Source organism: Vibrio sp. YT-19(2023) (genome assembly GCF_033337395.1).
Genome location: NZ_JAWOQN010000001.1, coordinates 1 through 26,210, shown reverse-complemented (window position 1 = coordinate 26,210; position 26,210 = coordinate 1). Strand labels below are relative to the sequence as shown.

The following is a 26,210-nucleotide window of genomic DNA, read 5'->3' as shown; positions in this document are numbered from 1 at the left end:
GTCAGCTTTCAGCTTAGTAGAAGTCGCTACACTCTGCATAAAAAAGGGAAGCAACTTGCTTCCCTGTAATTAACATTGACTTAGAGTTGTTTGGCAATGTCTGAGGTTAGGCTTTCTAAGCCTATGGATAAAGCGTTGACGAGCGCTTCATAGCCTTCATCTTGAAGCGGCTTTGAGATTTGTATTGGCGCACTGTTTTCGACCTTACCTTCGGCATTAATGAGTAACCATTCTCCCTCAATTTCGATATTACCTTTGTAGCTGCCATTAAATTTATTTAACGTAAGCTGTAGTTTGGCTTCACCGCTTTGATCCAACAGATTATTCATTTCAGTCGGCCAGTAATGACTTTGCTTTTGACGTAGTTCCGCGACAACTCTCTGAGTGATTTGCTCAGAAATACTGTGCGCCCATTGATTGTGTTTTGCCTGAATAACTTGGGTCTCAGAGGTTCGATAAACAATGCCATTATCATTCAAATAACTCGCCAATGTCACTGGACGAACAACTAAAGTTGGGCGCTGAGCGATATCAGAAGAGCTCAGCGTCACTGGTTCCGCCTTAGGTAGAAGGTACATAGCTCCTTTAGTTTGCGGAGCGCTACTGCAACCCGTTAGACCGACAAATAGCGCGATAGACAGAAAGAATACTCGTTTCATTAGTTTTGGCCTTTAACTGGTATTGGGTCACTGATTTCATCTTCTCCAAACACGAGAGAGTTTGGCTTTTCGTTTAGCTGTTTAAGTACGGGTTTAAACTCTGTCATCACGCTTTCTAATTCTTTTAGCGTGGCTTCCATTTCGCTGTACATGGTTGAGTTGGGCCCATAACCATCGAGTGTTTTTTGTAATTGCTGTAAGCTTTGGCGAATATCTGTTGGGATCTCTTGCGTTTCTTTTTGATTCAAAAGTTTATCAATACTGTCCGCCACGCGTTCTGCTGAAGCTAACGTTTTTTCGGACGTTTTTAACGTTGAATTGAGAGAATCTAGCGTTTCTTCCATCGGTAAGTTATTAATCTTATTTAGGAAGTCGTTCACTTGGCGCTGAACCTGCGCAAAACCACCACGCATGGTTGGGAAAACATCTAAATCAGCAAACTTACTCGGTACGTAAGGCTCGTCGTTTGGATAGAAGTCGGCGTCAACATACAGTGCGCCTGTTAATAAGTTACCTGTTTTTAAAGTACCACGTAGTCCTTTAGCAAACTCACTCTTCAATTTATCTTTTAACATTGGTAAAGATTGGGATTGGAAATCGCCATAAACACGGCCGAGCTCGATACGTACCAATACAGGGATTTTTTTCGCAGAAAAGTTCTCTTCTGGGGTTGGAAGTCGCATTGGTACACGCATCACAGTACCAATTCTCAAGCCTCGATATTCGACAGGTGCCTTACGTTTAAGTCCTCGTACCGATTCATCAAAAAGCATAACGAATTCAATATAATCATCGTACATGCCTTCTCGAAGTTGTTTAATATCATCGTACAAGCGGAAGTTGACCATATTTTCAGTGAGCTGTTCACCGGATTCAAGACCTGGAACGGTATCGAAGGTAACACCACCCGTTAGCATGCTCTCTAATGAGCCAAACTTGACTTCGAACCCTTCAGCATTGAGCTGTAAATCTACGCCAGAATTCAGCCAGAACTTGGTACGAGTGCGCACTAAACTGTCATAAGGCTTGAAAATAAAGAGTTGGTATAACGCTTTGCGAGTGTCAACATCAAAGCTGGTTTTCTCTACGCGACCAACCGTAAAGCCTTTATAAATGACGGGGTCACCAACGCCTAGCTTACCAGCCTCGCGGTGTGTTAACACAAGGCGTAACCCCTCTGCATCAGGAGAGGCCACTGGGGGAACATCTAAGACCGTAAAGCGCTCTTTCTCTATCTTAGATTTACCCGGCTGAAGTTGGATATAAGCGCCAGAGAGCAAGGTCTCTAAACCTGAAACGCCATCACGGCCAATACGAGGCTTCACCACCCAAAACATGGTGTCATCTCGCAGCATGCGTTCTGCATCCTTGTTCATTTGTGCCTTAGCGATGATGTGATCGTAATTTTCACTGAGAGTGACTTCAGTAATCAGTCCGACTTTTACATTCAATGCTCGGATTTCGGTTTTGCCAACCTCAATCCCATCTGCGGTTGGCAGTTGGAGAGTAATTTGTGGGCCTGTACTGTTGATATATTGGAACAGCATCCACGCTCCCATGGCTAGCGCAAGGATCGGGACAATCCATATCGCAGAAATCTGCTTTTGCGGTTTTATTTGAGCGGTTACGTTGTTCTCATCACTCATATTTGGCTTTCTCGTTTAAGTTGTCAGAAATCGGCTCCTGCACTTCGTTTTGTGGCAATTGCCACAACAAACGTGAGTCAAATATCATTGCAGAAAGCATAGTAAAAATGACCACTGCCGCGAAAGAGAGCGCAGCAGGACCTGGATAAATCGCCATTAAGTTTTGCAGCTGAACCAGTGCAACTAAGATCGCGACGACGAAGATATCGATCATGGACCAACGGCCAATAAACTCAGTTATGCGGTAGATCTTTAAGCGTGAAATACTCTCTTCGTGCGGAAGATATCGCGCTTTTTGCGCATTGTAATACAGCCACGCGAGTGCCAGCATTTTCGCCATTGGAATAAATACGCTAGCAAAGAAAATTACCATCGCAATAGGGTAAGAACCTAAATGCCAAAGCAATATTACCCCCTCCATGATAGTCGAACCTTCTGCATGTCCAAGGCTTACGGTGTACATCATAGGGTAGAGGTTCGCAGGGATATAGAAAATGATTGAAGCAAACAAAAGCGCCCAAGCTTTTTGTAAATTGTCTGCGGGGTTGTATTTGTGAATAGGGCTTTTACAACGAATGCAGTGTTGGTGTTTTTTAGCTTCAATAGGGTTGAGCTGGTGGCACGTATGACAACCAATATGGTTGTGGTTATGGTGCGTATCACCCTCTTTTACATCAGGTAGCTCGATAGCTGGAATAAAGTGCCCCCAGAGCCAGCTTTTGTCGACCATTGATATGCATTTGACTACCAGAACGGTATATACACAAAACGCCCAGAATGAAGTGCCCATTCCTATGTCTGCGAGGGAAGCGATTTTAATTAAGCTGACCAACACGCCAATCAAAAATACATCCACCATTAACCAAGGTTCGACTCGAAACAGAAGACGGCATAAAACTTTTGCCATTCGTTGCTGCTTTTTAGAGGGGGTATGTTTACGTGCTTTTAATGCTTCAAGATGAAGAAAGAGAATGAGACCAACATAGATTGCAGGCAAAACGATAACTGTTGCGAGTAGTAGCACACCCAAAAGCACATTTTGAAACTCAGCCAGCATTTTGGCAGCGTGCAACAAGGTGATTTCTTGCGACAACCCTTGCACGCTGAACGACATAAAAGGGAAAGAAATGCTTAGCACTAACATGATCAAACATGCCGATGATATGGCGATCACGCTTTGGTAAGGCTTGGCATTCACTTTAGTCAGCGAATGCGAACATCGAGGACATTGTGCTTTTTGCCCCTGTTCGATATCGGGAATGCGAACAACAAGGCCGCACTCTTCGCATGAAATTAACTGACGGGAATTAGGTTGAATACTCATCGGGTAGGTTTTAGATTCATTTGCTTTAAGAATACTCTTTTTTCACTAGGCACGCTTGTTTTGATTCAGGAGTTTACGAGTTTCTTACTTTTGGCATTAGAGGATATGGGAGATCTAAGACATAAACGAAGTCGCGTTTGGTACAAGATTTTACGGCGAAGATGAGTATGTTGGAAGTCGAAAATAATGTGATATTGCTTGTCTGTGGAGGGGGGTAATTACTTGTTTTTAAGGGTAAGTAACCCTGCCCAGATAATCAGAGCAGGGAAAAAGAGCATTTTATTTAAGGTACTTAGTTGTACTTTACTTGACCGTTCCGCTCTTAAAGGCATTGGAGCCGACTTGCGTACCGTTGAGCGTTTTGCCGTAATAGCCTTGGTGCTGGTGATATTTCTCCGCGTTTGCGGTGACATTGCCTTTGAATCGAGGATCTTGTGGACGCTCATGGCTGTTGACGTATGCTGCGACATCCCAAGCTTCTTGCTCTGTCAGCTGCACACTTTTCCCAAGCGGCATGTTTTCGTAAATAAAATAGGCCGCTGTGTTAATCCGGTGCATACCTGCGCCCCAGTTATACGCATATTCGCCCCAAAGTGGTGGAATGTATGAATGGTCGTTGGTGTCTTTGATGCCTGAACCGTCGGCGCGATGGCAAGTTTCACAGTTCTTTTCGTAGACCAATGCGCCTCGCTCTATTGATGGTTCTTGCTCAGGGGCGGCGATTTTTGGGTAGCCACGCCCAGAGAGATTACCCCGCTTTTCAATTGGTAATGCTTGTGCGATGGCTTCGGGCAACGGGAAGTCTTTTGCTTTTCCACCAATTTGCAACGTTTTTGCGTCTAGTTCTGGAATGGGTTCATCCGCCATACCATGTTTGTCAAGCAAGCCGCCCATCGCTAACCAGTAGGCGTAAGCACTAAGGGCAACAATTTCTGTCGAATCGTAAGCGGGCGCTTTACCGTTCATGGAATACTCGAAACAACCTTGGATACGGTCAGCATAGCTGTTTACGCGATCGTTTTTCTTACGATATGCCGGGTATGCCATGTAAGCTGCCCACAGTGGCGCAGCGTTTGCTTTTCGTCCTGCCTCCATATGGCAGTTCACACAGTTTTGTTCGTTGCCAACGTATTTTCCGCGCATTTGTTGTGAGTTAACAAAGAGCGAGTAACCGCGTTTTACTTGCTCACCAAATGCGGTGTTTGGGATTGTGCTGAGATCACGCGGTTTTAAGTATTCACCGTGCTTTTCTTTTTCTATCGCAGGTAGCTCTTTCTGGCGGTCCGGTAATGGAGCGTTAGCTAGTACGAGCGTAGAAATGAAAGGCAGTGCGAACAAAGAATAGAAACGTTTCATGACTGCTCCTAGTAACGTAATGAGGCAAAGTAGTAAGCAAGATTTTCGATCTCTTTGTCAGTGAGATTTTTTGCGATGGTCCCCATCATATTGAGCGGGTCGCCACTGCGAGTGCCGTTTTTCCATTCCATCAATTGCGTTTTTAAGTAATCAGCATGTTGGCTTGCGAGGCGAGGGAACTTGTCGACGCCCATACCGCTGGCTCCATGACAAGTTGCGCAAGCTGGAATATTTCTATCCCAATCGCCTTGGAAAATTAACTTACGATACGGGTTACGAATATCAGCTTGGTCGCCGCGTTGTTCTGGATTCGTGAACTCATAGCTCGGGAGGTTAGCAAAGTACTCCATAACTTCCTTACGGCCTGCGGGATCGCTGAGTTCCTTCGCCATGCCTTGCATGACCACATTTTGGCGTTCGCCACTAAGGAATAGTTCGATTTGAGTGTTGAGATAATTCGCGTTTAAACCAGCGATCATCGGCGCGATATTTGGCTGTCCCATGCCATCTTGGCCGTGACAACCGCTACATACGCTGGCTTTTTCCGGAATAGACGAGGCGCTTGCGCCCATAGTGGTTGCTAACAAACAGGCCACCACCACTGGAAGAATTTTTGACATGCTGACTCACTTTAATTTTTATTAATATGTCTAAGTGCTACTTGGTAGTCACTCGGACGATATTGTCGGCCTTGTCAATAATGAAAGGTATTGTGGATTTCCACATATTTAATAAGTGTAAATGGCCGTATTTGTTTTTATTGGTTGTTCTATAAGCTATAAAAACAAAGTGGTGAAGAGCTGCACAAATCGGCAGCTCTAAGTGGTAGAGACGTCTTAACGTGCGGCGTTACGCTTTGCGGATTTTGGCCGGCAAGGACTGACGTGCCGCGGCGCCCACTACCCAATCCAACAATACACCTTTACCTTCTCGGGTAGGATCAATTAAGCCAATGTCGTTAATGTTGACGCCATCTTGGCTGCGCGTTTTTACGGGTTGTTGTTTATCGCCGATCCAGTGCGAGCGTTGTCCTAGCTCGGTATGACCAAACCCATGTTCAAATCCGAGTGTGCTAGGGCGAATCCCGCTGACTATCATCGCAAGTGCTTTGGTGCTTGCAGATGGTGTCTCGATAACAAACTCATCACCCGTTTTAATACCCGCACGCTCGGCATCGATTGGATGGATGTACACTGGGTTTACGCCTTTAATCGAGTTCAACCTTGGCGATAGGTTGGATACCGCACTGTGAATGTTGGATTTAAAGTTCGTCAGGCTGAAAGGCCATTCTGAGCTTGGGAACTGGTCTTCCATTGATGTGCCATCGGCCAGTTTTTGTGGATGCCATGTTGGGCAACCCGTGTAGAAATCACCGGTCATGGTGTTTCTTGCGCTGCCGACACGTTCATTCCATATCGCGACAGGTCGTGTCCATTTGTGCTTCATTTGCTCACCTTGATACGCTTCGGTTGCATTTTCAAAACGTCCACCGCGAGCAAAAATAAACGCCACACGTTTCATCTCATCCGCTGTCAGCGTCTTCTGCATGGCTGGCATTAAACGCTCTAGGCCGGACCACGCAATGTCTTCTGCCGAAACTTCAGGCACCCCGCCTTTCACATAAGCCAAGTTTGCCGCGGAACGTAAGTAGAAATCTTCAGCGCTGTGGAGAGCGTGCCAATTCCCTTGCGCATCTTGAATCGCGTTGTCACCAAAGCCGCCTAGTTGCATTTTCTTGGCGACATCAATCAAAAAGTTTTCTAAGCAAATCGAACGACCATCGGCGGTTTTCTCTGTTCGCGCTTCCACAATCGGCCAACGAGCGGTGACGGCTTTCACCGGAACGTCGTGCCAAGGCGTTGCCATACCCCAGCTTTCGTAGGTGACCGTGTCAGGTACAATATAATCCGACAACGCGGTGGTTTCGTTAATGAACGCATCAACAGACACAATCAAACCGAGTTGTTTTGGATCTTTAAGCTTGTCTTCCAACAGCGTTTTCAAACCGGGTACACCATACATTGGGTTCGCCATGTGGTTGATCCACGCTTTTACGCGGTATGGATACCCATCAATAGCCGCAGATAGGTGCTCTGTCAGCAGTGGCGCGGCAAACGGATACCAAGGTGCGCGAGTTGGGTAAGGGGATTTTCCTGCCTCAACGCGACGCTTGTATTCGCTGGTTTTGTGGTAGGGGAATTTACTGCGCGATAGAAAGACGCCTTTCGGGCCGACCTTACCCGCAAATTTGGTGAAGTCGTAACGAGGACCCGCAGCGGAAGTTGGGTAGCCACCCGCTTTGGCCATCGCGCCGCCTTTCATGTTGATATTACCAATCAATGCATTGAGCATCATGATGGTAAACGAGTTATAGAACCCATTGGTGTGCATGTTGCCACCGTGGGTATCGACCACCGCTTTTGTGCCGTAGCTGGTGAAGCGTTTCGCTAGTTCTGCGATTTGCTCAACAGGGATCTCACATTGTTTGCTGTAGAACGCAAGGCTGTATTTGAACGCCTCTTCTTTGAGCCTTTGTAGAGACGATTTTACTCGTACTTCGCCTGATGCAAGCGAAACCGTTTTATCGACAAACAGTGCCGCTTCTTCTGTCTGGGTATGCACACCAAATTCGCCGCTTTGATCATCCACGATGACGTACGGGTCGGAGTCAGACAACGCTTCGCCCTCGAATGGCAGATTCAAGTCCGACGCGCGTAAAAACGTGCCGTTTCTCGGGTGCTGATTATCGCTTATCACAAGATGCGTAGCATTACACCAGTGCGCGGTGCCGGCTCGTTTCATCGCGTTTGCCCCCGGCTGCGCCAAGAAGGTTTTGTTGTAGCGTTGGTTTTCGATGATCCACTGGATCATGCCAAGCACGAGGGCAGAGTCGGTGCCCGGTTTGATTGGTATCCAGCGGTTGTTGTCACCGGCGGCCAAGCTCGATGAACCCGCCGGCAAACTTGGCGTGATGATGGTGTATTCCAAGCTGCCTTCTGTTCGCGCATTGGCGAGTTGGCGCGCCTGACGCTTAAAAGGGTTACCCGCTTGAGCTGGCGACATACCGATGAAGATGATGTATTCCGCATTATCAAAATCTGGCTTTAAGTGTGCGTTCTTATCTAAGTCGTTCATAAATGCGCCGCTGCCAGCACGAAATGCATAGCCGCAGTAAGAGCCATGATGCCCAAAGTTACGTGTACCATAGCTGTTGAACGCGAAGCGTTTGAATATGTCGTCTCGGCCTTCGTTACCGGCGTTGGTCATTAACAATTGGTTGGCTTTCGGTCCATATTCTGGGTTTTCAGGATCTACGGGCGTTGTTAAATCGCGGATGTCGCGTAAGCCATCAATATGGCCTTCACCAAATAAATCACCACCCTCTACGACTTCTTCTATCAATTGCTCGTAGCTGATCGGAATCCATTTTCCTTCGCCGCGTTTTCCAACTCGTTTCAGTGGCTGAGTAATGCGGTACGGGCTGTTGCGAATTTCTAGCATCCCATTGCCACGTGCGCATGCTGTTGAACGACCGTCAAGGCCCGCTTCTCCTGCCAAACTTAAATAAGCATCTTTGACTGGCGTTTCGAACGGAATGTGTTGCTGATGAGAGAGTGGGTGATATGGGTTGCCAGTAATACGCAAAATATCGTCGCTGCGGTTATCAATGCGTACACGCAATCCGCACAGTGACCAACAACCAAAGCACATCGATGGCGCAACGCGCTGATTTGGATTAGGGATTAGGTTGCCTTTGCTGTTGACCGTGTACTCTGGTTCAAGCGAGTTACCGTGGTGAATATCACGCGTTTTTTCTCCCGCAGTGCCTTCGAGCGCACCCTCGACTATGTGTTTGGTGGTGGTAGCGTAACCCGCAGCGAATGCGCCAAGCCCACCCACTGCAATGCCTGATTTCAAAAACTGACGGCGTTTGTTATCCATGATGAAATCCTCTTTGATTAGCGTTCAGTTAAGGTGAGTGATGAGGCTTTTACTTCGATCTTTTGTTTTGACTGAACCAGCTCCGAACCGAGCAGTGCCAGTGCAAGCCATAATCCGAGCATGCCGATAATGCCTATCCAGCCATTTCCATCCATAGTGAGTTGGTATGGATACAGCCCTGCATCGAACTTGGCGATGGTTTGCACTTCCATGATGGTAAACCAGCGAATCAGCCATGCACTTGCCAGTGCGGCAGCAGACACGAAACTGAGCCCTATGACGTGACGAAATCTGGCTGATGCGGACTTTTTGGTATCGCGCAAGAAGATGAAAGCGAGCAAAACACAACCTAAAACGACAAAAGTGAGCAGGGCAATGTTGTGCATCCATTGTTCGCTAGAATAGAGCGAAAATGCGGAATTGTTGGATGCCCAAATCGGTAGCAGTATCAGCGTTAATACACCGCTGGTAACCACTGATTTTTTAAGTAAATTAGTATCGCCAGATGTCAGCGTCTTTGACTGACTAGGCAGCAAGAGCCAAATCAACAGAGAAAATCCGACCGCGCTCATAAATGCAGTGACAAACCAAAGAACCGGCGACGCGGGTTGGTGCCATAAAGAGCGCGATTTAACGACTGCAATTTCAGCGCCTGTGTAGACTGCAATGGTGATGCCTGATAGCACCGTGATAACAGATACCATAAGCATGACTCTACGAGAGAGCGCCCAGTCACCCAGTGACAGCTTTGAAATTAGAGGCAGTACTTTCCCTGGCTGATTACGTAAGTTGATCAGATCCTCGCGGAGATACAGCCATGCAGTCACTACCGCTAAACCTGAGAAAACAGGCAAGAAAAGCGACCCTAAAGACATCCATGACCACGGAGTGATGTGTGCGTAAAAATGCCATGCGCGTCCCGGTTGGTGAAGGTCGCCAGTTAACGCTAATGGCCCCACGATGGCGCCGATGGCCAGCGTCAGAACAAGCGCAGCGCGCAGTCTGTGACTGGTGTGTTTTTCAAATAATAGGGCGATTAGGAATAAAACAGCAGCCGCATAAGCCGAACCGATGTAGAAGAAATATTGCACCGCCCACGGGAGCCAAGCCATCGCTTGAGGTTGGACTAACACTTCGGTGATGTTCATGCGCGCTCTCCCTGTGGGTCGTAAATAGCAGGTTGTCCGTCGATGTGGCTGGTGAAGCGTTCATCCATGCCGATGTAAAACACGTGAGGCTTGGTGCCTTCATTGGGTTTTAGCACTTTGATATCGTCTTGGTGCTTCGCAATTAAGCGGCGGACTTCGCTTGATGGATCATTCAAATCACCAATTACACGTGCACCGCCAACACAGGTTTCCACGCAGGCAGGCAATAGACCTTGTTCTAGACGGTGAGCACAGAAGGTACATTTATCTGCGGTGAGGGTGTCTTCATTGATAAAGCGAGCATCGTAAGGGCAAGCTTGTACGCAGTACGCGCAGGCGACGCAGCGGCTGTTATCCACCATGACAATGCCATCTTTGCGCTGAAAGGTTGCTTGAACCGGACACACTGCCACGCAAGGTGGGTTGTCGCAGTGGTTACACAGGCGCGGTAGCATAAAGGCTTTTGCTTCTCGCGTGGCTGTAGAGCCATCATCTAACGTAACTTCGTATTGCTTTACGGTGGTTCGGAACTGACCGATTGGCGCTTGGTTCTCGATGCTGCAACCCACAGTGCAAGCCTGGCATCCGACACATTTACGCAAATCTATCACCATGGCATAACGCTTCCCGACTTGTCCTTTTCGGTCAGCGGACTGGTTATTTCGAATAATGTTTCCCGCAGTTGCCGTGCCAATGCCAGCGACTGGAATTAACGCGGCTCCGGCTGTGACCGCGCTGAGAAAGCGACGTTTGGTGGAATCCATAACTCACCTGCTTTTTTTGTTGTATTTGAATTGACTGATTCCATTGTGAGAAATGCACTGCGAGGCTTATATTGTGGATTTCCACATACCCAGATCAAACTTGATCTAAAACAAATGTGGTTTACCAAGGGTAGCTGTTATTCTTGCTCCATTACTTTCGAAGGAACGATTCTACTCATCATGAACAAAACGCCACGGTTGCTTCAGTTTTGGGTTCTTTGCTTAGTTGCCTTTGCATCTTTGGCTCAGGGCGCAGTTTCTGAACAAGCAGATCTGCAAGGAATGCAAGAGCAAAAAGCAGAGCAGCCACAGGTCAAGAAAAAAGTCGAAGTGGGCGTGTTAGCGATACGTGGTCATCTTTATGCCGAGCAGAGATGGCAACCGACCATTGATTGGCTCAATCAGCAAATTTCCGATGTGCATTTTGTCCTTCATCCCCTTAACTTGGATGAAATGGGCGAAGCGGTGAAGTTTCAGACCATGGATTTCATCTTAACCAACCCAGGTCAGGCAGTGCGGTTGGGCAGGCAATACGCGCTGTCGTGGATGGCAACGCTAACCAGCAGAGCACCACAAAACTCGAATTACGGCATTGGTTCGGCGCTTGTGGTTCGAGCCAATTCAAGTTATCAAACGGTGCAAGATGTCTCAGGACGTCCTGTTGCGGCGGTATCAGAAAAAGCGTTTGGTGGTTATCTAACGATGCGCTATCAAATAGTCAAAATGGGGCTTAATCCAAACGATTTCTTTTCTGATGTCCGCTATCTTGGTTTTCCTATTGATGCCAACCTGTATCAATTACGTGATGGCAATGTGGAAGCGGCCGTTGTCCCTGCTTGTTTATTGGAACAGATGCTAAGTGAAGGGCTTTTACAACCGAGTAATTATCGAGTTTTAAATCAACAGCCGAACGAGCGCTCGTTATGCGCTGTTTCCACACCGCTTTATCCTAACTGGTCATTTGCCAAAACAGAGCGCGGCTCAGCTCAGATCGCCAAACAGATTGCGCAAGTATTGTTAGCGATGCCACCTGAACACCCTGCGGTTATTGCGGCAGGCGCGTCAGGTTGGACGTCCCCCGTCAGCTTGCTGAGCATCGACAAACTTTATCAGGCGTTGGATCTCCATCCGTTGCAACAACCTTGGTGGAGTGAGGCTCTACGCTGGCTGCGTAGTCATCAAGAATGGGCATGGGCGCTGTTCATGTTTGTGATTGTGTTGAACGCGTACCACTTTTGGCTTGAGTATCGATTTAGCAAGAGTAAGCAAGCTTTGGAGCAGACATCGTTGCGATTAAAAGAGAAAAGTGAACAGTTAGAACATTCACAAAGGGTCGCGATTGTCGGAGAAATCGGCACTAGTCTTGCCCATGAACTCAATCAGCCACTGGCAGCCATTCGCAACTATAGTGAAGGCGGTTTACTTCGCTTGGCCAAAAAGCGCCCTCATGAAGATATTGTCCCTGTGCTTGAGAAAATACAGGGCCAAGTTGAAAGAGCCGATGCAATTATTCAGCGATTAAGAACGTTGATTCGCAAGCGCAGTGTCGACAAAACGTCGTGCGATCTTCAAGTACTCATTGATGACACGATTGAGTTACTCCATTTTCGGATGCAGAAGCAAAACATTTCTATTGTGGCCAGTACAGAAGGGAACATTCGTCCGTTACTTGTCGATGCAGTTGGCGTACAACAGGTTTTAGTTAATGTGATCAGCAACGCGATTGATGCGTGTACTTTGTTCCAAGAGAAATATCACTCATCAGGTTATCAAGGTAAAATTGCCCTGCATTGCGATTACCAAATCAGTCAACTCTCTATTCGAGTGTTAGACAATGGTACAGGGTTGCAGCAAGAGAATCCGACTCAAGCGTTTGTGAGTAGCAAAGAAGAAGGGCTTGGGCTGGGGTTGGCCATTTGTCGCGATGTGATGGAAATGCATGGTGGCGAGTTTGTCATCAGCTCGATAGCACCACATGGTTGTTTGGTTGAGCTTGTGTTTCCATATCAAAACTAATCTGAACTAGACATAGGAGCATTCAATGAGCAGCGGTGAAAAGCAGCTACCTGTTTTTGTAGTCGATGATGATGAATCGGTGCGTGACTCGCTCGCTTTTATGCTGGAAGAGCATGAGTTCAAGGTGACGACTTTTGCTGATGGGCAATCTTTTCTCGATAAAGTGAACATTCATCAGGCCGGATGCGTGATCCTTGATAGCCGAATGCCCAACCTTCGTGGTCAGCAAGTGCACCAAGTTTTAAATAAAGCCAACAGCCCGTTAGCCGTTATTTATCTGACAGGGCATGGTGATGTCCCGATGGCGGTCGATGCATTGCAAGCTGGGGCGGTCAATTTCTTCCAAAAGCCAGTCAAAGGCGATGAACTGGCACGAGCCATTTTACAGGGACAGGCGCAGTCTGCCACAAACCTCGATATGGCAGCAGCTAAATCGGCTTATGAATCGCTCACACCTAGAGAAAAAGACATTTTACGTTTGATCATTGAAGGAAAGCGCAACATTCGTATTGCTGACGAACTTTGCATAGCAATGCGAACGGTTGAAGTACACCGAGCTAATCTATTGAAGAAGTTCTCGGCAAAAACCGTCGCAGAGTTGGCATATATTTATGGCAAGCTAGATTAAAGCTTACCGAGTGAAGCCTCTTAAGGCTATTTAGAGGATACAACTTGAGCTTTATGACGACTCGCGTATTATCTTCTTCGTTCTTACTTTATCTGAATTCTTATGAGTTTGTTGACTAAACGACATCACACGCCACATAAGCGGGCAAAATGGCTACTGGCGATTATTGGCTGGGTGGTCGTTGTGTGTCTGATGCAAAATTCAGGTTTTGCCTCGTCATGCTCTATGAAATATGAGACGGAATCGCCCGCGGTTTCACTTACTGATGAGCGTTCGAGCGTCAAGTCGATTGATACTAAAGAAACCAGCAAGTGCGAATTGTCTGAAAAGTTAATTCAGTTTTCTCAACATCAACTCGATGTATTTATTGTTGTTCTGTTTGTGGGTCTTTTTGCTTCGGCAATTTGGTTGTGCAGTGCCTATATTGGTGCGCAACATTGGACGGAACCGATAGGCCGTAAGTATCGAGTCCATCTGACTTTCTGTGTGTTCCGAGAATAAAAGCGTGCTTTCTGACCACTAGCGTCAGTTATTTAGCACCTTTGTCTTTTAACTAGGAATCACTATGAATCAAATTACTAAACTGACTCAGTTTGCGTCCATGTTTTTTATGACGCTTGCTTTGAGTTTGCTCTCTCTGAGTATTTCAGCTCAAACTACTGATACAGGTTGGCTAACCAACCCACAACATCCTCCAGTGCAAACGCGCTTTGTGCTCACTGGTCAACAAGATCCGCAAGCCAAAACAATTACTGGTTATCTGGACGTCAAGTTGGCTGGGGACTGGAAAACTTACTGGCGTTCACCTGGTGAGGGCGGCGTAGCACCATCTATTGATTGGCAAAATTCACAAAATTTATCCAAAGTGGATTGGCAATGGCCGCACCCACAAAAATTCGAACTATTAGGTATCGAGACTCTTGGGTATAAAGGCGACACTTTGTTCCCCATGACGCTGCACGTCGAAGACATGTCCAAACCTGTCACGATTGATGCGGTACTGACACTTTCTTCTTGTACGACGATTTGTGTGCTGACCGACTATCAAATTCAATTGACGTTCTTGCCTTCTGATCTAAAAGTCGATGAAGACGTGATGTTCAGTTACGCTCAAGCAGTGAGTAACGTGCCGCAGCCATCGCCGTTTATTGATGTTACTCAGGCGAGTTGGGATGCGAACCAATCGAAACTACAAATCAAGCTACAGAACAGTCAGGGTTGGCAACAACCACAAGTGCTGGTGGATGGTGTCGATGAAGCAACGCGAGACTATAGCTTCAAGCTTGAAGGAATGCATCCAGAAGGAAACATCGTCACCGCGAGCTATATCGTTGATACTTGGCTGGGCGATGTGGAGTTAGATGGTCAGTCGCTGTTTGTGACCATCAAAGACACCAATTTACTAGCAGAAGAAACCACTCAAGCAACTGCTGAGGCAATAGTTGAACCGCTGCCGAGCACGTCTCTAACGAGTGTTTTTCTATTCGCGTTGCTCGGCGGTTTAATTCTTAACATTATGCCTTGCGTTCTTCCGGTTTTGGGGATGAAGCTAAGTAGTATTGTTGCCGCTCAAGGTATCGAGCGTCGTCAAATTCGCGCTCAGTTTGTTGCCTCGTCACTTGGTATATTAACGTCGTTCTGGATTCTCGCTGGTTTTATTTTGGTGCTCAAGCTAACAGGTAATGCCATTGGTTGGGGCGTGCAATTTCAAAGCCCCTGGTTCTTAGGTTTGATGGTGTTGGTCACCACTTTGTTTGGGGCCAATATGCTGGGGCTGTTTGAAGTCCGTCTATCATCGGGTACCAATACATGGCTGGCCTCGAAAGGTGACAACTCGTTAGCTGGACACTATGTGCAAGGGATGTTTGCAACCTTGCTTGCTACGCCGTGTTCTGCGCCTTTCCTAGGAACGGCCGTGGCGTTTGCTTTGGGTGCCGATGTGGTTACGCTGTTTGCTATTTTCACCGCCTTAGCGTTGGGGATGGCGTTGCCTTGGATTATGGTGGCAATTTTCCCAAGTATTGCGCTTAAATTGCCGAAGCCGGGTCAGTGGATGAACGTGGTCAAAAACGTATTTGGTGTGATGATGTTGGCCACCAGCGTTTGGCTACTGTCTTTGATGGCCAATCACCTCCCAGTGTTTTGGGTCATTTTCGCCGGTTTAGTCGCGTTTATTGTTCTGATGATTCGCGTTAAACGCGTTCATGGCGATAAAGCACTCGTGCTATCCGGCTCTGCATCGCTTATCTTAATTGCTGGCGGGCTGCTACTTGGTAGTATCACTGCCGACCAATGGGCGACACCGCTTCCTGAGGACTTAGCGTGGCAGAAGCTTTCTAACTCGGCGATAGAACAGCACGTCAATAATGGGCGAGTGGTGTTTGTGGATGTCACTGCGGATTGGTGTGTCACGTGTAAAGCGAACAAGATCGGCGTGATCTGGCAAGATCCTGTCTACTCATTGCTGCAAAGCCCTAATGTGGCGACGTTAAAAGGGGATTGGACACATCCGGACGGCTCGGTAACGGACTTTTTACGAGCTCATGGGCGTTACGGTGTGCCGTTTAACATCGTCTATGGCCCGGCGGCGCCACAAGGTATCCCGTTACCTGTTATTCTGACTGATGATGTTGTTTTAAGCGCGGTGAAACAAGCGAGTGGGGGAACCATTCAATGAGTTCGACAAAGCAGCGTAGAACATTCCGATATTGGCTCGTTCAAATCGTACAGATGGTGCTCATTGTCACCGCGATTTCTATCGCGATGGATTGGTATCGCACCAAAGATATTCCTAAACAGGAGGCTCCACCATTGAGCTCCGTATTGAGCGATGGTGAATACTTCGATGCAATCGCGCAAAGTTATGAACAACCTGTCGTTGTTTATTTTTGGGCTACTTGGTGTCCCGCTTGTAAATTTGTAAGCCCAAGCGTGAGTTGGCTGAGTGATGACTACACCGTAGTTGGCGTTTCTGGATCGTCGGGACCGAATGAGCGTGTGGCGCAGTTTATGAGGGCAAAAGAATATCGTTTCGAAAACATAAACGATCCTTCAAGCGATATTATGCGTGAATGGAAAATTAGCGTGACCCCAACCATTTATGTTTTAAGAAATGGTGAAATTTCCTCCGTCACAACTGGCGTTACTACTCCGATAGGAATATTAGCGAGAATTTGGTTAGCTCGATAACGTAATAAAAATCCGATATTCAAAATATTGAGTATCGGATTTTTTCTTTTTATTTTCTTGCTCTAACGGGAATAATAATGTGTGCGTATGGCATACCATTCCACATCACGTATGGGCCATCATAACTTGAACCGATGGGTAGATAGTCGAGCAACACTTGGTCTAGGGTAATAATCATCATGTGTGGTCCTTCCACAATCCATTGGTTATCGTCCGTTATTCCTTCTGAAAATGGGTCGGTGTTATTGGCGCCGCCATCACCCGCTAACATGCCAAAAAGTACAATTAACTGAAATGAAATTAGTTAAATAGTCAGATTAATAAATTAAAGCTCAATTTAATAAAAATTAAAGTTTGATAAATTTAATTATAGAGTGCCTTTAAAAAGGAAGTGTTATTTAAATTTAAAATAGTAATTGATAGTTTTACTATGTTAATTTAAGTGTTCATTTATAAACATTTTTTCGTCTATTAATACGCATGGTTTAAAACATCTTGGCTGTCCTGCTTTGAAGTGTGACCAAAAGGTGATAAATAGGTGTTTTTAGTGATATGAGCTGAGTTTATTTGTAATCTATATTTTCAACACCTAATTCCCCTCGTATGGCTAATCGTATAAAACAACATTTTATCTTTATTGTTGTCACGCTAAAGCGTACTTTCTTAATTATATGATTAGTTATAAAGGTAACGAGAATGGGATTAAAAATCCGTGGCTCTGTTGGTATAAATGGCACTAATTCGAAAAATGATGTTAAAGCAGTTCAACAATTTTTAAATGATAACCAAAAGAGAATAGGTTTTACCCGACTGTTGGTTGTTGATGGCTCGTTAGGGCGGAGTCCTCATTTGTCGAAAACAGTAGAGGCAATAAAAGTGTGTCAGCGTAAGCTACTTTATATGGTAAAGCCAGATGGTCGGATCGATGTAAATGGTAGAACTCATCGTAAGCTCAATGGATTACCATCCTATAGTTCAGTGAAAAATGATCCTCATGATGCTCAAAAACTAGTAACCAAAGTGCCTTGGATGAAAACAGCGTTGGGAGAAATTGGACAAAAAGAAGTTTCAGGCACTAAGGCCAATCCAAGGATTTTAGAGTATTTTACAGCATCTAAGTTCTGGGGCACTGATGACTCTGGAGGTCAAAATGCTTGGTGTGGTTCGTTTGCCGCTTGGGTTTTTAAACAACACGGAATCACTCCAGTAAAAGAAGCTTATCGAGCAAAGGAGTGGAAGGGTTTTGGTAAAAACATCTCAGAACCTATACATGGAGCTCTAGGGATTAAATCGAGAAAAGGTGGTGGGCATGTTGCTTTTGTCGTGGGAAAGAGCCCTGATGGTAGGCATTTGTACATGTTAGGAGGAAACCAAAGCAACCAAGTCAATATAGCAAAGTACTCTATTGATGTCTGGGACAAGTTCGTAGTACCGAGTAACTACGATGAAACAAAAGGTACTTTACCTGTATATACAAAAGGCTCTGCCTTAGCAGGAACGGAAAGTTAAACATGAAGAAATTTATAAGTTTGCTAGGCTGTGTGAGCTTATCAGCTTGTGCTTCACAGGGAGTGTACTCTCAGAATGAGGTACTCAAAGATGCGATATTTCAAACGCCCTATTCTGCAGTGGTGAAAATTACAGGTTTTGAAAAGTTTGCTGAACACGAGGAAGATGTTCTCTTTAAAGTTCAAGCAGAAGTGATTCAGAAACTTCGTGGAGACGTTGGGTCTGAGATTACTTTCAGTATGTATGGCGAGCTAGGAGATGAGCCCAATATACACAATGATCCTGTCATTCTCACACTATGTCGTGATAAAGATACATATTATTGGCCTGGAACGGGGGCTGAGTTTGGGGCTAATCAAGAGAACATATTAAACGCTCAAGAAACAGCTGCTCACTTGGATACAGAACAGCGCCATTTTGCACATTGTTCAGAATGAAAAGGGTGGCGGTTGAAACGAGCGGTTACAGAGCATGTTAGTCGCCATCGTAGACAGCGTCTTTGCTGAATGATTCGTCGAGATTTTTTAGTCTTTGATTGTCAGAGGCGACTGACAAAACCATACCAACTGTGACAACCATACCGCTATTAAAGCAGGATATTATTCCTTCAACTTTGTGTTTTAGGAGTAGTCATTAGACTACCCAATAATTGTTGGAATAAATAATGACGAAACGTTGGCTTGTCTCCGCTGTGAGCATTGCGCTGCTCGGCGGTGGTACGTATTTCTATCTCCAATCTGCCGCTCAACCAGAATTGCTGCCTACATTGATTGTGGAAAAAGGCACGATTGAAAAACAAGCGGTGGCTGTTGGTAAAATTGTCCCTGCACACTCCGTGTCTATCAAGTCACAAATCGACGGTATCGTCGGTGAAATTTACGCGAAAGTTGGTGAAAAGGTGAAGCAAGGCCAGCCGCTGATCAAAGTGCGTCCAAACCCAACCCCCCAAGCATTAACGGATGCATCGGCAGAACTCATGCGTAGTGAAGCCGATCTGGAATCCGCCAAACAAAAACTGTCCAACTTAGAAAGCTTGGTCAAGCAGGACATTATTCCAAGTAACTACGACGAATACGTAAGTGCGTGCTCGGCAGTCAAATCTGCGCAAGCGGACGTATTGCAAAAGCGCCAGAATCTCGAACTCATCCGCAGTGGTGAGGCGTCTATCGGTGATGCGCGTTTAACGTCGACGATCTACGCGCCAATTGATGGCACGGTACTCAACCAGAAAGTTGAGGTCGGAGAGCCGATCATCTCGACTCAATCAAGCCAAGCCGCGACTGAAATGATGTCATTGGCCGACATGAACAGTCTGATTTTTAAAGGTAGCGTCAGTGAGCATGATGCTGCGCAGTTGTCTCCGGGAATGCCCGTTATGTTGACGGTTGCGCCTTATCCTGATGTGGCGATTTCTGGTGTGCTAACCAAAGTAGCGATTCAATCTGAGAACCTTAACTCACCAGAAGGCAACGCTTCGGCTAAAAGTTTTGATAACGGTTTTGAGGTTGAAGTGGGAGAACTCAAGATCCCACAAGATGTGTTGCTTCGTTCTGGTTTTTCATCGACGGCTCAAATCATTCTGAAGACTTCTGAAAACGTGCTCACGCTACCGGAGCGCGCTCTGCAATTTGATGGTGACGCACCGAATGTTCTGATCCCCGATAGCTCAGAACAAGGGTTTCATAAACAACCTGTGAAACTCGGTCTGTCAGATGGCATCAATGTCGAAGTGCTTGACGGCGTGGAGCTTGATGAAGAGGTTATCGACAACAGTATGATGGGAGCGGCGCATGGTTAAGCTGCAACGATCAACAATCGCCTTTGCATTGTTGGCTGCCACGCTCAGTTTGCCGACCTACGCAATTTCTATTGAACAAGCTTGGCAACAAGCAAAGCAGAACGATCCAAATTACGAAAAAGCGAAAATCGGCGTCCAGCTTGGCGAGGTTGGCGTACAGAGTAGCCGCAGTGCGTTATTGCCGGGTTTAAGTGCCAGTGCGTCAGCGGATTGGAATGAGTCCTCAAGCCATTCCAACAGTTACGGCGCTACCTTATCTCAAACTATTTGGGATAGCAGTTTGTGGTCGGAACTGGATCAAGCGAATGCCAATTATCTCAAAGCACAGTTAGAGCTATCTCAATCACATAACGAGCTTGCGCAGAAGTTGCTCACCGCTTACCTAGATGTGGCAAGCGCAAAGGGCGACCTCAAATTGGCGCAGTCCAAGCTGGAGGAGGGGAAGGAACTTCTCAACATCATCGAGAAACGCTATCGAGCAGGCAAAGTGAAGTCGGTTGATGTTGAAGAGATGCGAGCGAATCAAGTTTCTGAGCAAGCAAGTATCCTCAATGCAAAAGCCGATCTCGAAGTGAAAAAAGCAGAGCTTGCGGCGTTAATCAATCAAATGCCGGAGAGTGTCGACCAAATTCGAACGGATTCTTTGATTCAGCCGCCGATGCTGGTGGACTCTCAGGAGCAATGGCTAAAGCTGGCTAAAGACAGCAGTCCAGAGCTGTTGGTGGCGGCGCAGATGGTGAAAGCGAGCGAGTTCGCGAAAGATTCAGCTAAAGGTGGATACTACCCAACCGTCAAAGGCAGTGTGGGCTACAGCGATGGTGACAATCGTTCAAACGGCGAGTTTAACGCTGGGATTAGTTTGAGTTTGCCGATTGACCTCAATGGTGCAGTGCGAGCGAAAGTGGACGAAGCATCGTTGAACATTTTAAGCGCCAAGCAAGATATGCGTAGAGTGGAAATTGATATTCAGAAACGAGTTATTCAGCAGTTTACTCAGGTCGATATCAACTGGAATCAAGTTTTGATAGCGAACGAGCTGGTTGAGTCGCGCGCCAGAGTGTTGCAAAGCAAAGAGAAACTTTACGACGCTGGTCTGCTTGAAGTGTCGGAAGTTATCAGCGCACACAACAGCTTGTTTGAGGCGAAAAACAGTCTGCAAACCAACTTGTACAGCTACTGGCGTAAGAGAATCGGCTTACTGCAAACCGCAGGGAAACTCGATGACGATACCATGGCGTTGATCTCTCGGGCTTTTCATTCATGAGCAGCCTATTGCAACAAACTTGGCAAACGTTGATGGCGCACCGCATGAAGAGCGTTCTAGCCATTATCGCGATTGCTTGGGGCGTGATCTCTGTGGTGGTGTTAATCGCACTTGGCGAAGGCTTTTATCGCCATCAGACTCAGTCGTTTTCATTTATGATCAACAATGTGCAAGTGGTGTTTCCGTCGAGTACCAGTAAACCGTGGCAAGGGTTACCTTCAAGGCGACAAATTGATATTCCACAAGAAAAAGTCGACATGATCAAACAGTCAGGCTTTGTGCAACAGGCGTCGAGCGTTTACGCCAAATGGGATGCGAATATCACCAATCTCAAAGGACAGAATTTATCGAGAACGGTCAGCGGTATTGATACGTCTTACTTTCCTTTAATGCAACGCAAGCTGCAATCCGGTTCGAGAAACCTGTCACCAAGTGATATGGACAACCACACTCGCGTGGCAGTGTTAAGCGATCAAATTGCGCAAATGGGCGGAATCCAAATCGGGGATAGGCTCAAAGTCAACGGCATTCCGTTTTTGGTGATTGGGATAACCGTTGGTGAGGACACTGGCATTTCATTCGGCGATAGCCGCACGGTTTTCATTCCTCAAACAACGTACCGCGATTTGTGGGATGCGAAACCTTGGATGGTATTGATGAAGCCGAGAGAAGGGATGGATGCATCGTCATTTCGACAAAATATCGTGAACTTTTTCGCCAAGCAGCTTCATTTTGACCCAAGTGATAAAGATGCGGTCGAATTACCCGATTTTAGTGAAGGTGCGGCGGTCATCAGTGGAATTTTGCGTGGCATTCAGATTTTTCTCGGAGCGAGCGGTGCGATGACCATGGCGGTCGGTGCGCTTGGTGTTGCCAACATCATGTTTTTATCCGTCACTGAGCGCACGCGTGAAATCGGTGTGCGTTTGGCGATCGGGGCGACTCAAAAATCCATACTCAGTCAGTTTATTCTTGAGGGGCTTATTTTGGTAGCTGTGGGCACGGCATTAGGTCTGATGTTTTCGTATGCCGTGGTATCTGTCCTAAGCAGCATGGGATTACCGGAATGGATTGGTTTGCCTGTGATCACGCCAGATTCCATTGCTTGGTCTTTACTTGTGACGCTTATCTTGGCATTGATGGCATCGTATTTCCCAGCAAGGCGAGCATCACGTCTCACGCCAGTCATTGCTTTGAGTGCGAGGGCTTAGCCATGTTGTTACCGATGAGACAAATTTTCCAAGAAATGGCCGCAGAAAAGCTGAGACTGGGTTTGACCATTCTAGCAGTAGCGTGGGCGACCCTTTGTATCGCTGCTATGTTGGCGGTAGGTGAGGGTATTCGTCAGGGCGTATTGAAAACCGCACAAAATGGTAACGGCAACTTGATTTATTTGACCGGAGGGATGGCCACCGTCGACCACGGTGCTTTTCACCAAGGTAAGTTTCTGACACTAAAAATGGACGATTCAGAGGTTGTTCGAGCGTTACCCGATGTAAAAAGCGTTGCGCCAACGGCGAAGTGGAAAGAGCGCATCACCGTTGGTGACAGAAGCTCGTGGCAAGAGCCGTTAGCGGTCACGAGCGAGTTTCAATCCATGACCAATTTGGTGCCGATGGCGGGGGGACGATGGTTAAACCCACTCGATCAAAAAGAGACGCGCAAAGTCGTTGTACTGGGTTATGAACTGGCAGCCGACTTATTCAACCCTAATGAGGACTTTAGTTGGTTTGCGACAGTCACATTGCAAGTCAACCCTGTGGGGAAAAAGGTAAAAATCGGCAATGAGGAGTTCATTGTTGTGGGCGTATTGGAGAAAAACAGCGCCCAAATAGAACTGGGGGATCTTATCAACTATTCCAGCTTTGTGCCGTTAGCGACGTGGAAGCGATTTCATGTCAACGGTGAAATTGGTGGCATCAATGTGCAGCCACAAGCGGATGTAGACCGAGAAGCCTTAGCAAAGACGATCAGGCAAGTGATTGCCCGTAAACACGGGGCAAGTGTCAGTGATGAACAGGTCGTCCAAGTCGATGATATGTTCCTTAAGCAAAAGAGTATGCAGCAGTTTCTGATAGGTTTGCAGAGTTTCCTTGGCATTATCGGCTTCGTGACGTTAGCTGTTGCTGGTGTTGGCATCGCCAATGTGATGTATGCCACCGTAAAGCGATCTACGCGTGATATCGGTGTGCGCATGGCAGTCGGTGCAACACCAACGGCTATTCGCATGCACTATTTAGTACAGTCTTTATTGACAATGATGATGGGGGGGGCGTTTGGGTTAGCCGTTACGTACGCGCTGGTGTCTGCCATCAGTTCCATTCCTTTAGAGGGCAATGCTTTTTATGAACAACTGGGTAAACCTGTCCCTGAGTTGTCGTGGGTCGTTGTCGCGATTGTCATCCTCACCTTAGTGATCATTGGTGTGGCATCTGCATGGTTACCTGCAAACCGAGCCGCAAAAGTCAGCCCGTTGGAGGCGCTACAAAGTGAATAACAACAATAACTCTGGAAAGAACATGTCGAACAAGCCGCTTGTTGAGCTGACCAACATCTGTAAATACTACTCAAGCGGGGAGGCGGAAGTTCGCGCGCTAGACGGCGTTGACTTAACCATTAATCAAGGCGAGTTTCTTTCGATTCTTGGCCCGTCCGGTTCAGGCAAATCAACGTTGATGAACATGCTCGGCTGTTTAGACAAGCCCACCGATGGCAAGTACCAACTTGGCGGCCAAAACGTCGCAAGTTTAAGTGCGAATGAGCTGGCTGGCATTCGTAACCAAAAGATCGGATTTGTCTTCCAAAGCTTTAACTTATTGGAATACGCGACGGCGCTTGATAACGTGGCACTGCCGTTGGTTTACTCTGGTATCAAAGCCAAAGAACGTCGCCAGCGCGCAGCTAAATTGCTAGAGCAAGTCGGGCTAGGGGATCGTTTAGACCATAAACCAAACCAGCTTTCTGGTGGTCAAAAACAGAGGGTCGCGATTGCAAGAGCCTTGGTCAACGATCCGCAAATCATCTTAGCAGATGAACCAACGGGTGCATTGGATTCAAAATCCGGCGCAGAGATTGAAGCCTTGTTCAACCAACTCCACGCCGAAGGTAGAACGCTGATCATCGTGACGCACGATAACGCTCTGGCAGAGCGCACTAAACGCATCATCACCATCAAAGACGGCAAGGTGATTTCGGATAGGGTGCCGGTAAGTAGGGAGAAATGAGCTTTTCTTAATTGAGAACTGAGTTTTAAGGGAAATAGCGATACAGAGGCTATCTCCCTTTACTTTTATTCGCGATGTTCGTTTTGTCTCTCTTTTATCAAGTCATGCTTTTGTTCTTTAAGTAGAGTGATTGCGAGCTTAGTGTCCTCAATCAATTTACTGTTATCGTTGAGATCTTTGCTCTTCAAAGGCAAAACTAGATAATGAATGCTGCCATCTGCATTCTGTACTCCGGTAGCGATGATGACATCACCTTCAGACGCCGTACCAAAATACTCTGATACGACTTTGGTTTCGCTGACACCGTAGCTATCCAAATAGGATGACTCCGTATTGTCAAACAAGATAGGAACCCCTTGCTTAGCTAATGTTCGCAATTGTTTTTGCTTTTTCTCGTCGAATGGATAGTCGGTCGTACTGATGTAACTTACCTGTTCAGCTTCAATAAAATCGTACAGTTCATTGCTCAGTTCACTTAATGGGGCAGATATCCAAGGTGTAGCTGGAATGACGTCGGAAGTATCATCATTGCGACTTAGTGGTGTTGGAGCGGTAACAACCTCTTGAGCAGCATTGCTCTCAGGAGGCGTTACACTTATTGTCGCAGCGTCTTCTGTCTTGATTTGCTCGTCAAGGCTTGCAACAGGTTCGGTCTGGGCATTCTTGTTATTTGAATTAATCAGAAATATGGCGAGTACTGCACCAAGTGCTAGCGCCGATCCAGTCAAGAGTTTTTTGTTACTTGTCATGTGTCATGTCTTACCGTTTATTTCATTAGTAAATGCGGCGGCCACTTATTTATTCCGTGGCCGCAGGCTAATAAGTTAGTGGTAGAGATCGTCATTCCAAGAGATAGTTACGGCTCGGCTAGTCTCTGTCCATTGACTGCTATCACGATTTTTCTTCCAGGTATTTTCTGGTGTGGTATACCAGCTACACCAGTCGCGACCAAAGTAGTAATTGGTTTTTCGCCAACCAGCAACCAGCTTGACCTCTGATGTATCTAGGCCATCTTGAATGTCATTTTTTCTATATACGACGCCGACTTGTGGTTTAAAATCTGAACGCATAACGACAGGTAACTCATTGTAATCTATCAAATTACCCATGTCACAACTGGTCCAACGATATAATAACCAGTCTTTAGCTGGCGTATTATGGCGGATAGTCTTGTTTTCAATTAACCAATTAATGCTTTCGTTAGCTTGGTTAAAATCGGCGACCGTTTGAAACTCGGGCTGGTCGTACGTTACACGGTTGCTCCAGGAGATTCCCCCACTAATATTTGGAGAAGTAGAAGCACTGAATCCAAGGTTAAAATCTAGAGACTCACTGACAGATGCCGTTGCAATGGTGTTTTCTGGAGCATGGCTCATGTGGCGTAAAGGGGCGCCATTTAAATAGCTCAGTGCCAGCTTAAAAGCCGTTGGAACGGTGTAACGGTAATCTCCCCCAGTAGCAAAACCATAGATTTGTTCTTTGTTTGGAACATTAGTCATGTCGAAGCCAGAACCGCCATTTAGGATCAACTTGGCTTCTTTAGCGCCATTTGGTAGCAAAGATTGGTTCCAGACATTTTCTAAAGAATAAATTAAGCGGATTTTTTTCGAGCGTGCATGGCTTTGTTGCGTAATTCAGACGAGAAACCAAACCTCCTAAAGTTGAGCGACTTTTATACAATATACTGAGTTTCAGGCATACCAAGCCCTGTAAGTTTGTTCAGTGCTTTGATCATGGCGTAAG

23 protein-coding genes are annotated in these 26,210 nt (G+C 46.5%); 12 read left to right on the top strand and 11 right to left on the bottom strand.

The annotated features are described in order from the left end of the window. Window positions 1-80: 80 nt before the first annotated feature. From R7E78_RS00115 to dsrO, 8 genes are all read right to left on the bottom strand, one after another. Entirely contained in the window at window positions 81-659 is a 579-nt protein-coding gene (locus R7E78_RS00115) for a membrane integrity-associated transporter subunit PqiC (protein ID WP_005376681.1), read from the bottom strand. Continuing rightward, window positions 659-2,305 carry an intermembrane transport protein PqiB gene (pqiB, locus tag R7E78_RS00110; protein ID WP_005376682.1) on the bottom strand — a complete coding sequence of 549 codons (1,647 nt, stop codon included), beginning with the start codon at window positions 2,303-2,305 and terminating at the stop codon, window positions 659-661. The genes R7E78_RS00115 and pqiB overlap by 1 nt, the downstream gene beginning before the upstream one ends. Next, window positions 2,298-3,629 (bottom strand): paraquat-inducible protein A, encoded by a 1,332-nt coding sequence (locus R7E78_RS00105; protein ID WP_005376683.1) that lies wholly within the window; start codon window positions 3,627-3,629, stop codon window positions 2,298-2,300. The genes pqiB and R7E78_RS00105 overlap by 8 nt, the downstream gene beginning before the upstream one ends. Window positions 3,630-3,932: 303 nt before the next feature. Further along, entirely contained in the window at window positions 3,933-4,985 is a 1,053-nt protein-coding gene (locus tag R7E78_RS00100; RefSeq protein WP_005376684.1) for a c-type cytochrome, read from the bottom strand. An 8-nt stretch (window positions 4,986-4,993) separates the two neighbouring features. Further along, window positions 4,994-5,557, bottom strand: coding sequence for a c-type cytochrome (locus R7E78_RS00095; RefSeq protein WP_411913748.1), 564 nt, complete (start codon window positions 5,555-5,557; stop codon window positions 4,994-4,996). Window positions 5,558-5,834: 277 nt separating this feature from the next. Continuing rightward, a complete protein-coding gene (locus tag R7E78_RS00090; protein WP_262640472.1) occupies window positions 5,835-8,927 on the bottom strand; it encodes a tetrathionate reductase subunit A in 3,093 nt (1,030 codons plus the stop codon). A 17-nt stretch (window positions 8,928-8,944) separates the two neighbouring features. Continuing rightward, window positions 8,945-10,075 carry an NrfD/PsrC family molybdoenzyme membrane anchor subunit gene (gene nrfD, locus R7E78_RS00085; protein ID WP_206959668.1) on the bottom strand — a complete coding sequence of 377 codons (1,131 nt, stop codon included), beginning with the start codon at window positions 10,073-10,075 and terminating at the stop codon, window positions 8,945-8,947. Further along, window positions 10,072-10,839, bottom strand: coding sequence for a sulfate reduction electron transfer complex DsrMKJOP subunit DsrO (gene dsrO, locus R7E78_RS00080; protein WP_017821650.1), 768 nt, complete (start codon window positions 10,837-10,839; stop codon window positions 10,072-10,074). The genes nrfD and dsrO overlap by 4 nt, the downstream gene beginning before the upstream one ends. A 180-nt stretch (window positions 10,840-11,019) precedes the next feature. Here dsrO and R7E78_RS00075 point away from each other — a divergent pair, with 180 nt between their 5' ends. The 5 genes from R7E78_RS00075 (at window position 11,020) to R7E78_RS00055 (ending at window position 16,672) form a co-directional block, all read left to right on the top strand. After that, window positions 11,020-12,855, top strand: a complete 1,836-nt coding sequence (locus tag R7E78_RS00075; protein ID WP_170897268.1) for a sensor histidine kinase — start codon at window positions 11,020-11,022, stop codon at window positions 12,853-12,855. A 25-nt stretch (window positions 12,856-12,880) separates the two neighbouring features. Beyond that, window positions 12,881-13,483, top strand: coding sequence for a response regulator transcription factor (locus R7E78_RS00070; RefSeq protein ID WP_033905719.1), 603 nt, complete (start codon window positions 12,881-12,883; stop codon window positions 13,481-13,483). 102 nt (window positions 13,484-13,585) lie between these two features. Continuing rightward, a complete protein-coding gene (locus R7E78_RS00065; protein WP_033905718.1) occupies window positions 13,586-13,984 on the top strand; it encodes a hypothetical protein in 399 nt (132 codons plus the stop codon). A gap of 64 nt (window positions 13,985-14,048) precedes the next feature. Beyond that, window positions 14,049-16,160 carry a protein-disulfide reductase DsbD family protein gene (locus R7E78_RS00060; RefSeq protein WP_042523066.1) on the top strand — a complete coding sequence of 704 codons (2,112 nt, stop codon included), beginning with the start codon at window positions 14,049-14,051 and terminating at the stop codon, window positions 16,158-16,160. Beyond that, a complete protein-coding gene (locus tag R7E78_RS00055; RefSeq protein ID WP_033905715.1) occupies window positions 16,157-16,672 on the top strand; it encodes a protein disulfide oxidoreductase in 516 nt (171 codons plus the stop codon). Before R7E78_RS00060 ends, R7E78_RS00055 begins: the two co-directional genes overlap by 4 nt. 49 nt (window positions 16,673-16,721) lie before the next feature. Here the strand turns inward: R7E78_RS00055 and R7E78_RS00050 are convergent, their stop codons facing one another. Next, window positions 16,722-16,943: a hypothetical protein gene (locus tag R7E78_RS00050; protein WP_033905714.1), complete on the bottom strand. Its 222-nt coding sequence runs from the start codon at window positions 16,941-16,943 to the stop codon at window positions 16,722-16,724. 425 nt (window positions 16,944-17,368) lie between these two features. Between R7E78_RS00050 and R7E78_RS00045 the strand changes: the two genes are divergently transcribed. The 7 genes from R7E78_RS00045 to R7E78_RS00015 all read left to right on the top strand — a co-directional run bounded on the left by R7E78_RS00045 (window position 17,369) and on the right by R7E78_RS00015 (window position 24,467). Continuing rightward, window positions 17,369-18,181, top strand: a complete 813-nt coding sequence (locus R7E78_RS00045) for a TIGR02594 family protein (protein WP_017821644.1) — start codon at window positions 17,369-17,371, stop codon at window positions 18,179-18,181. Window positions 18,182-18,183: 2 nt separating this feature from the next. Beyond that, complete coding sequence (locus R7E78_RS00040; protein ID WP_017633884.1) at window positions 18,184-18,618, top strand: hypothetical protein; 435 nt, start codon at window positions 18,184-18,186, stop codon at window positions 18,616-18,618. Between the two features lie 227 nt (window positions 18,619-18,845). Beyond that, on the top strand, window positions 18,846-19,979 hold the full coding sequence (locus R7E78_RS00035) for an efflux RND transporter periplasmic adaptor subunit (RefSeq protein WP_054574779.1): 1,134 nt from the start codon (window positions 18,846-18,848) through the stop codon (window positions 19,977-19,979). Continuing rightward, the gene (locus R7E78_RS00030; protein ID WP_042523056.1) at window positions 19,972-21,243 is read left to right on the top strand and encodes a TolC family protein; all 1,272 of its coding nucleotides are present in this window, start codon (window positions 19,972-19,974) and stop codon (window positions 21,241-21,243) included. The genes R7E78_RS00035 and R7E78_RS00030 overlap by 8 nt, the downstream gene beginning before the upstream one ends. Beyond that, a complete protein-coding gene (locus R7E78_RS00025) occupies window positions 21,240-22,454 on the top strand; it encodes an ABC transporter permease (RefSeq protein ID WP_262640470.1) in 1,215 nt (404 codons plus the stop codon). Before R7E78_RS00030 ends, R7E78_RS00025 begins: the two co-directional genes overlap by 4 nt. Before the next feature lie 2 nt (window positions 22,455-22,456). Then, window positions 22,457-23,740 carry an ABC transporter permease gene (locus R7E78_RS00020; RefSeq protein WP_054574777.1) on the top strand — a complete coding sequence of 428 codons (1,284 nt, stop codon included), beginning with the start codon at window positions 22,457-22,459 and terminating at the stop codon, window positions 23,738-23,740. 22 nt (window positions 23,741-23,762) lie between these two features. Further along, a complete protein-coding gene (locus R7E78_RS00015) occupies window positions 23,763-24,467 on the top strand; it encodes an ABC transporter ATP-binding protein (protein ID WP_025767247.1) in 705 nt (234 codons plus the stop codon). A gap of 65 nt (window positions 24,468-24,532) precedes the next feature. Here the strand turns inward: R7E78_RS00015 and R7E78_RS00010 are convergent, their stop codons facing one another. Both R7E78_RS00010 and R7E78_RS00005 read right to left on the bottom strand, forming a co-directional pair. Further along, the gene (locus R7E78_RS00010; protein WP_053349643.1) at window positions 24,533-25,216 is read right to left on the bottom strand and encodes a hypothetical protein; all 684 of its coding nucleotides are present in this window, start codon (window positions 25,214-25,216) and stop codon (window positions 24,533-24,535) included. Between the two features lie 75 nt (window positions 25,217-25,291). Next, window positions 25,292-26,026, bottom strand: a complete 735-nt coding sequence (locus R7E78_RS00005) for a leukocidin family pore-forming toxin (protein ID WP_318057575.1) — start codon at window positions 26,024-26,026, stop codon at window positions 25,292-25,294. Window positions 26,027-26,210: the final 184 nt, after the last annotated feature.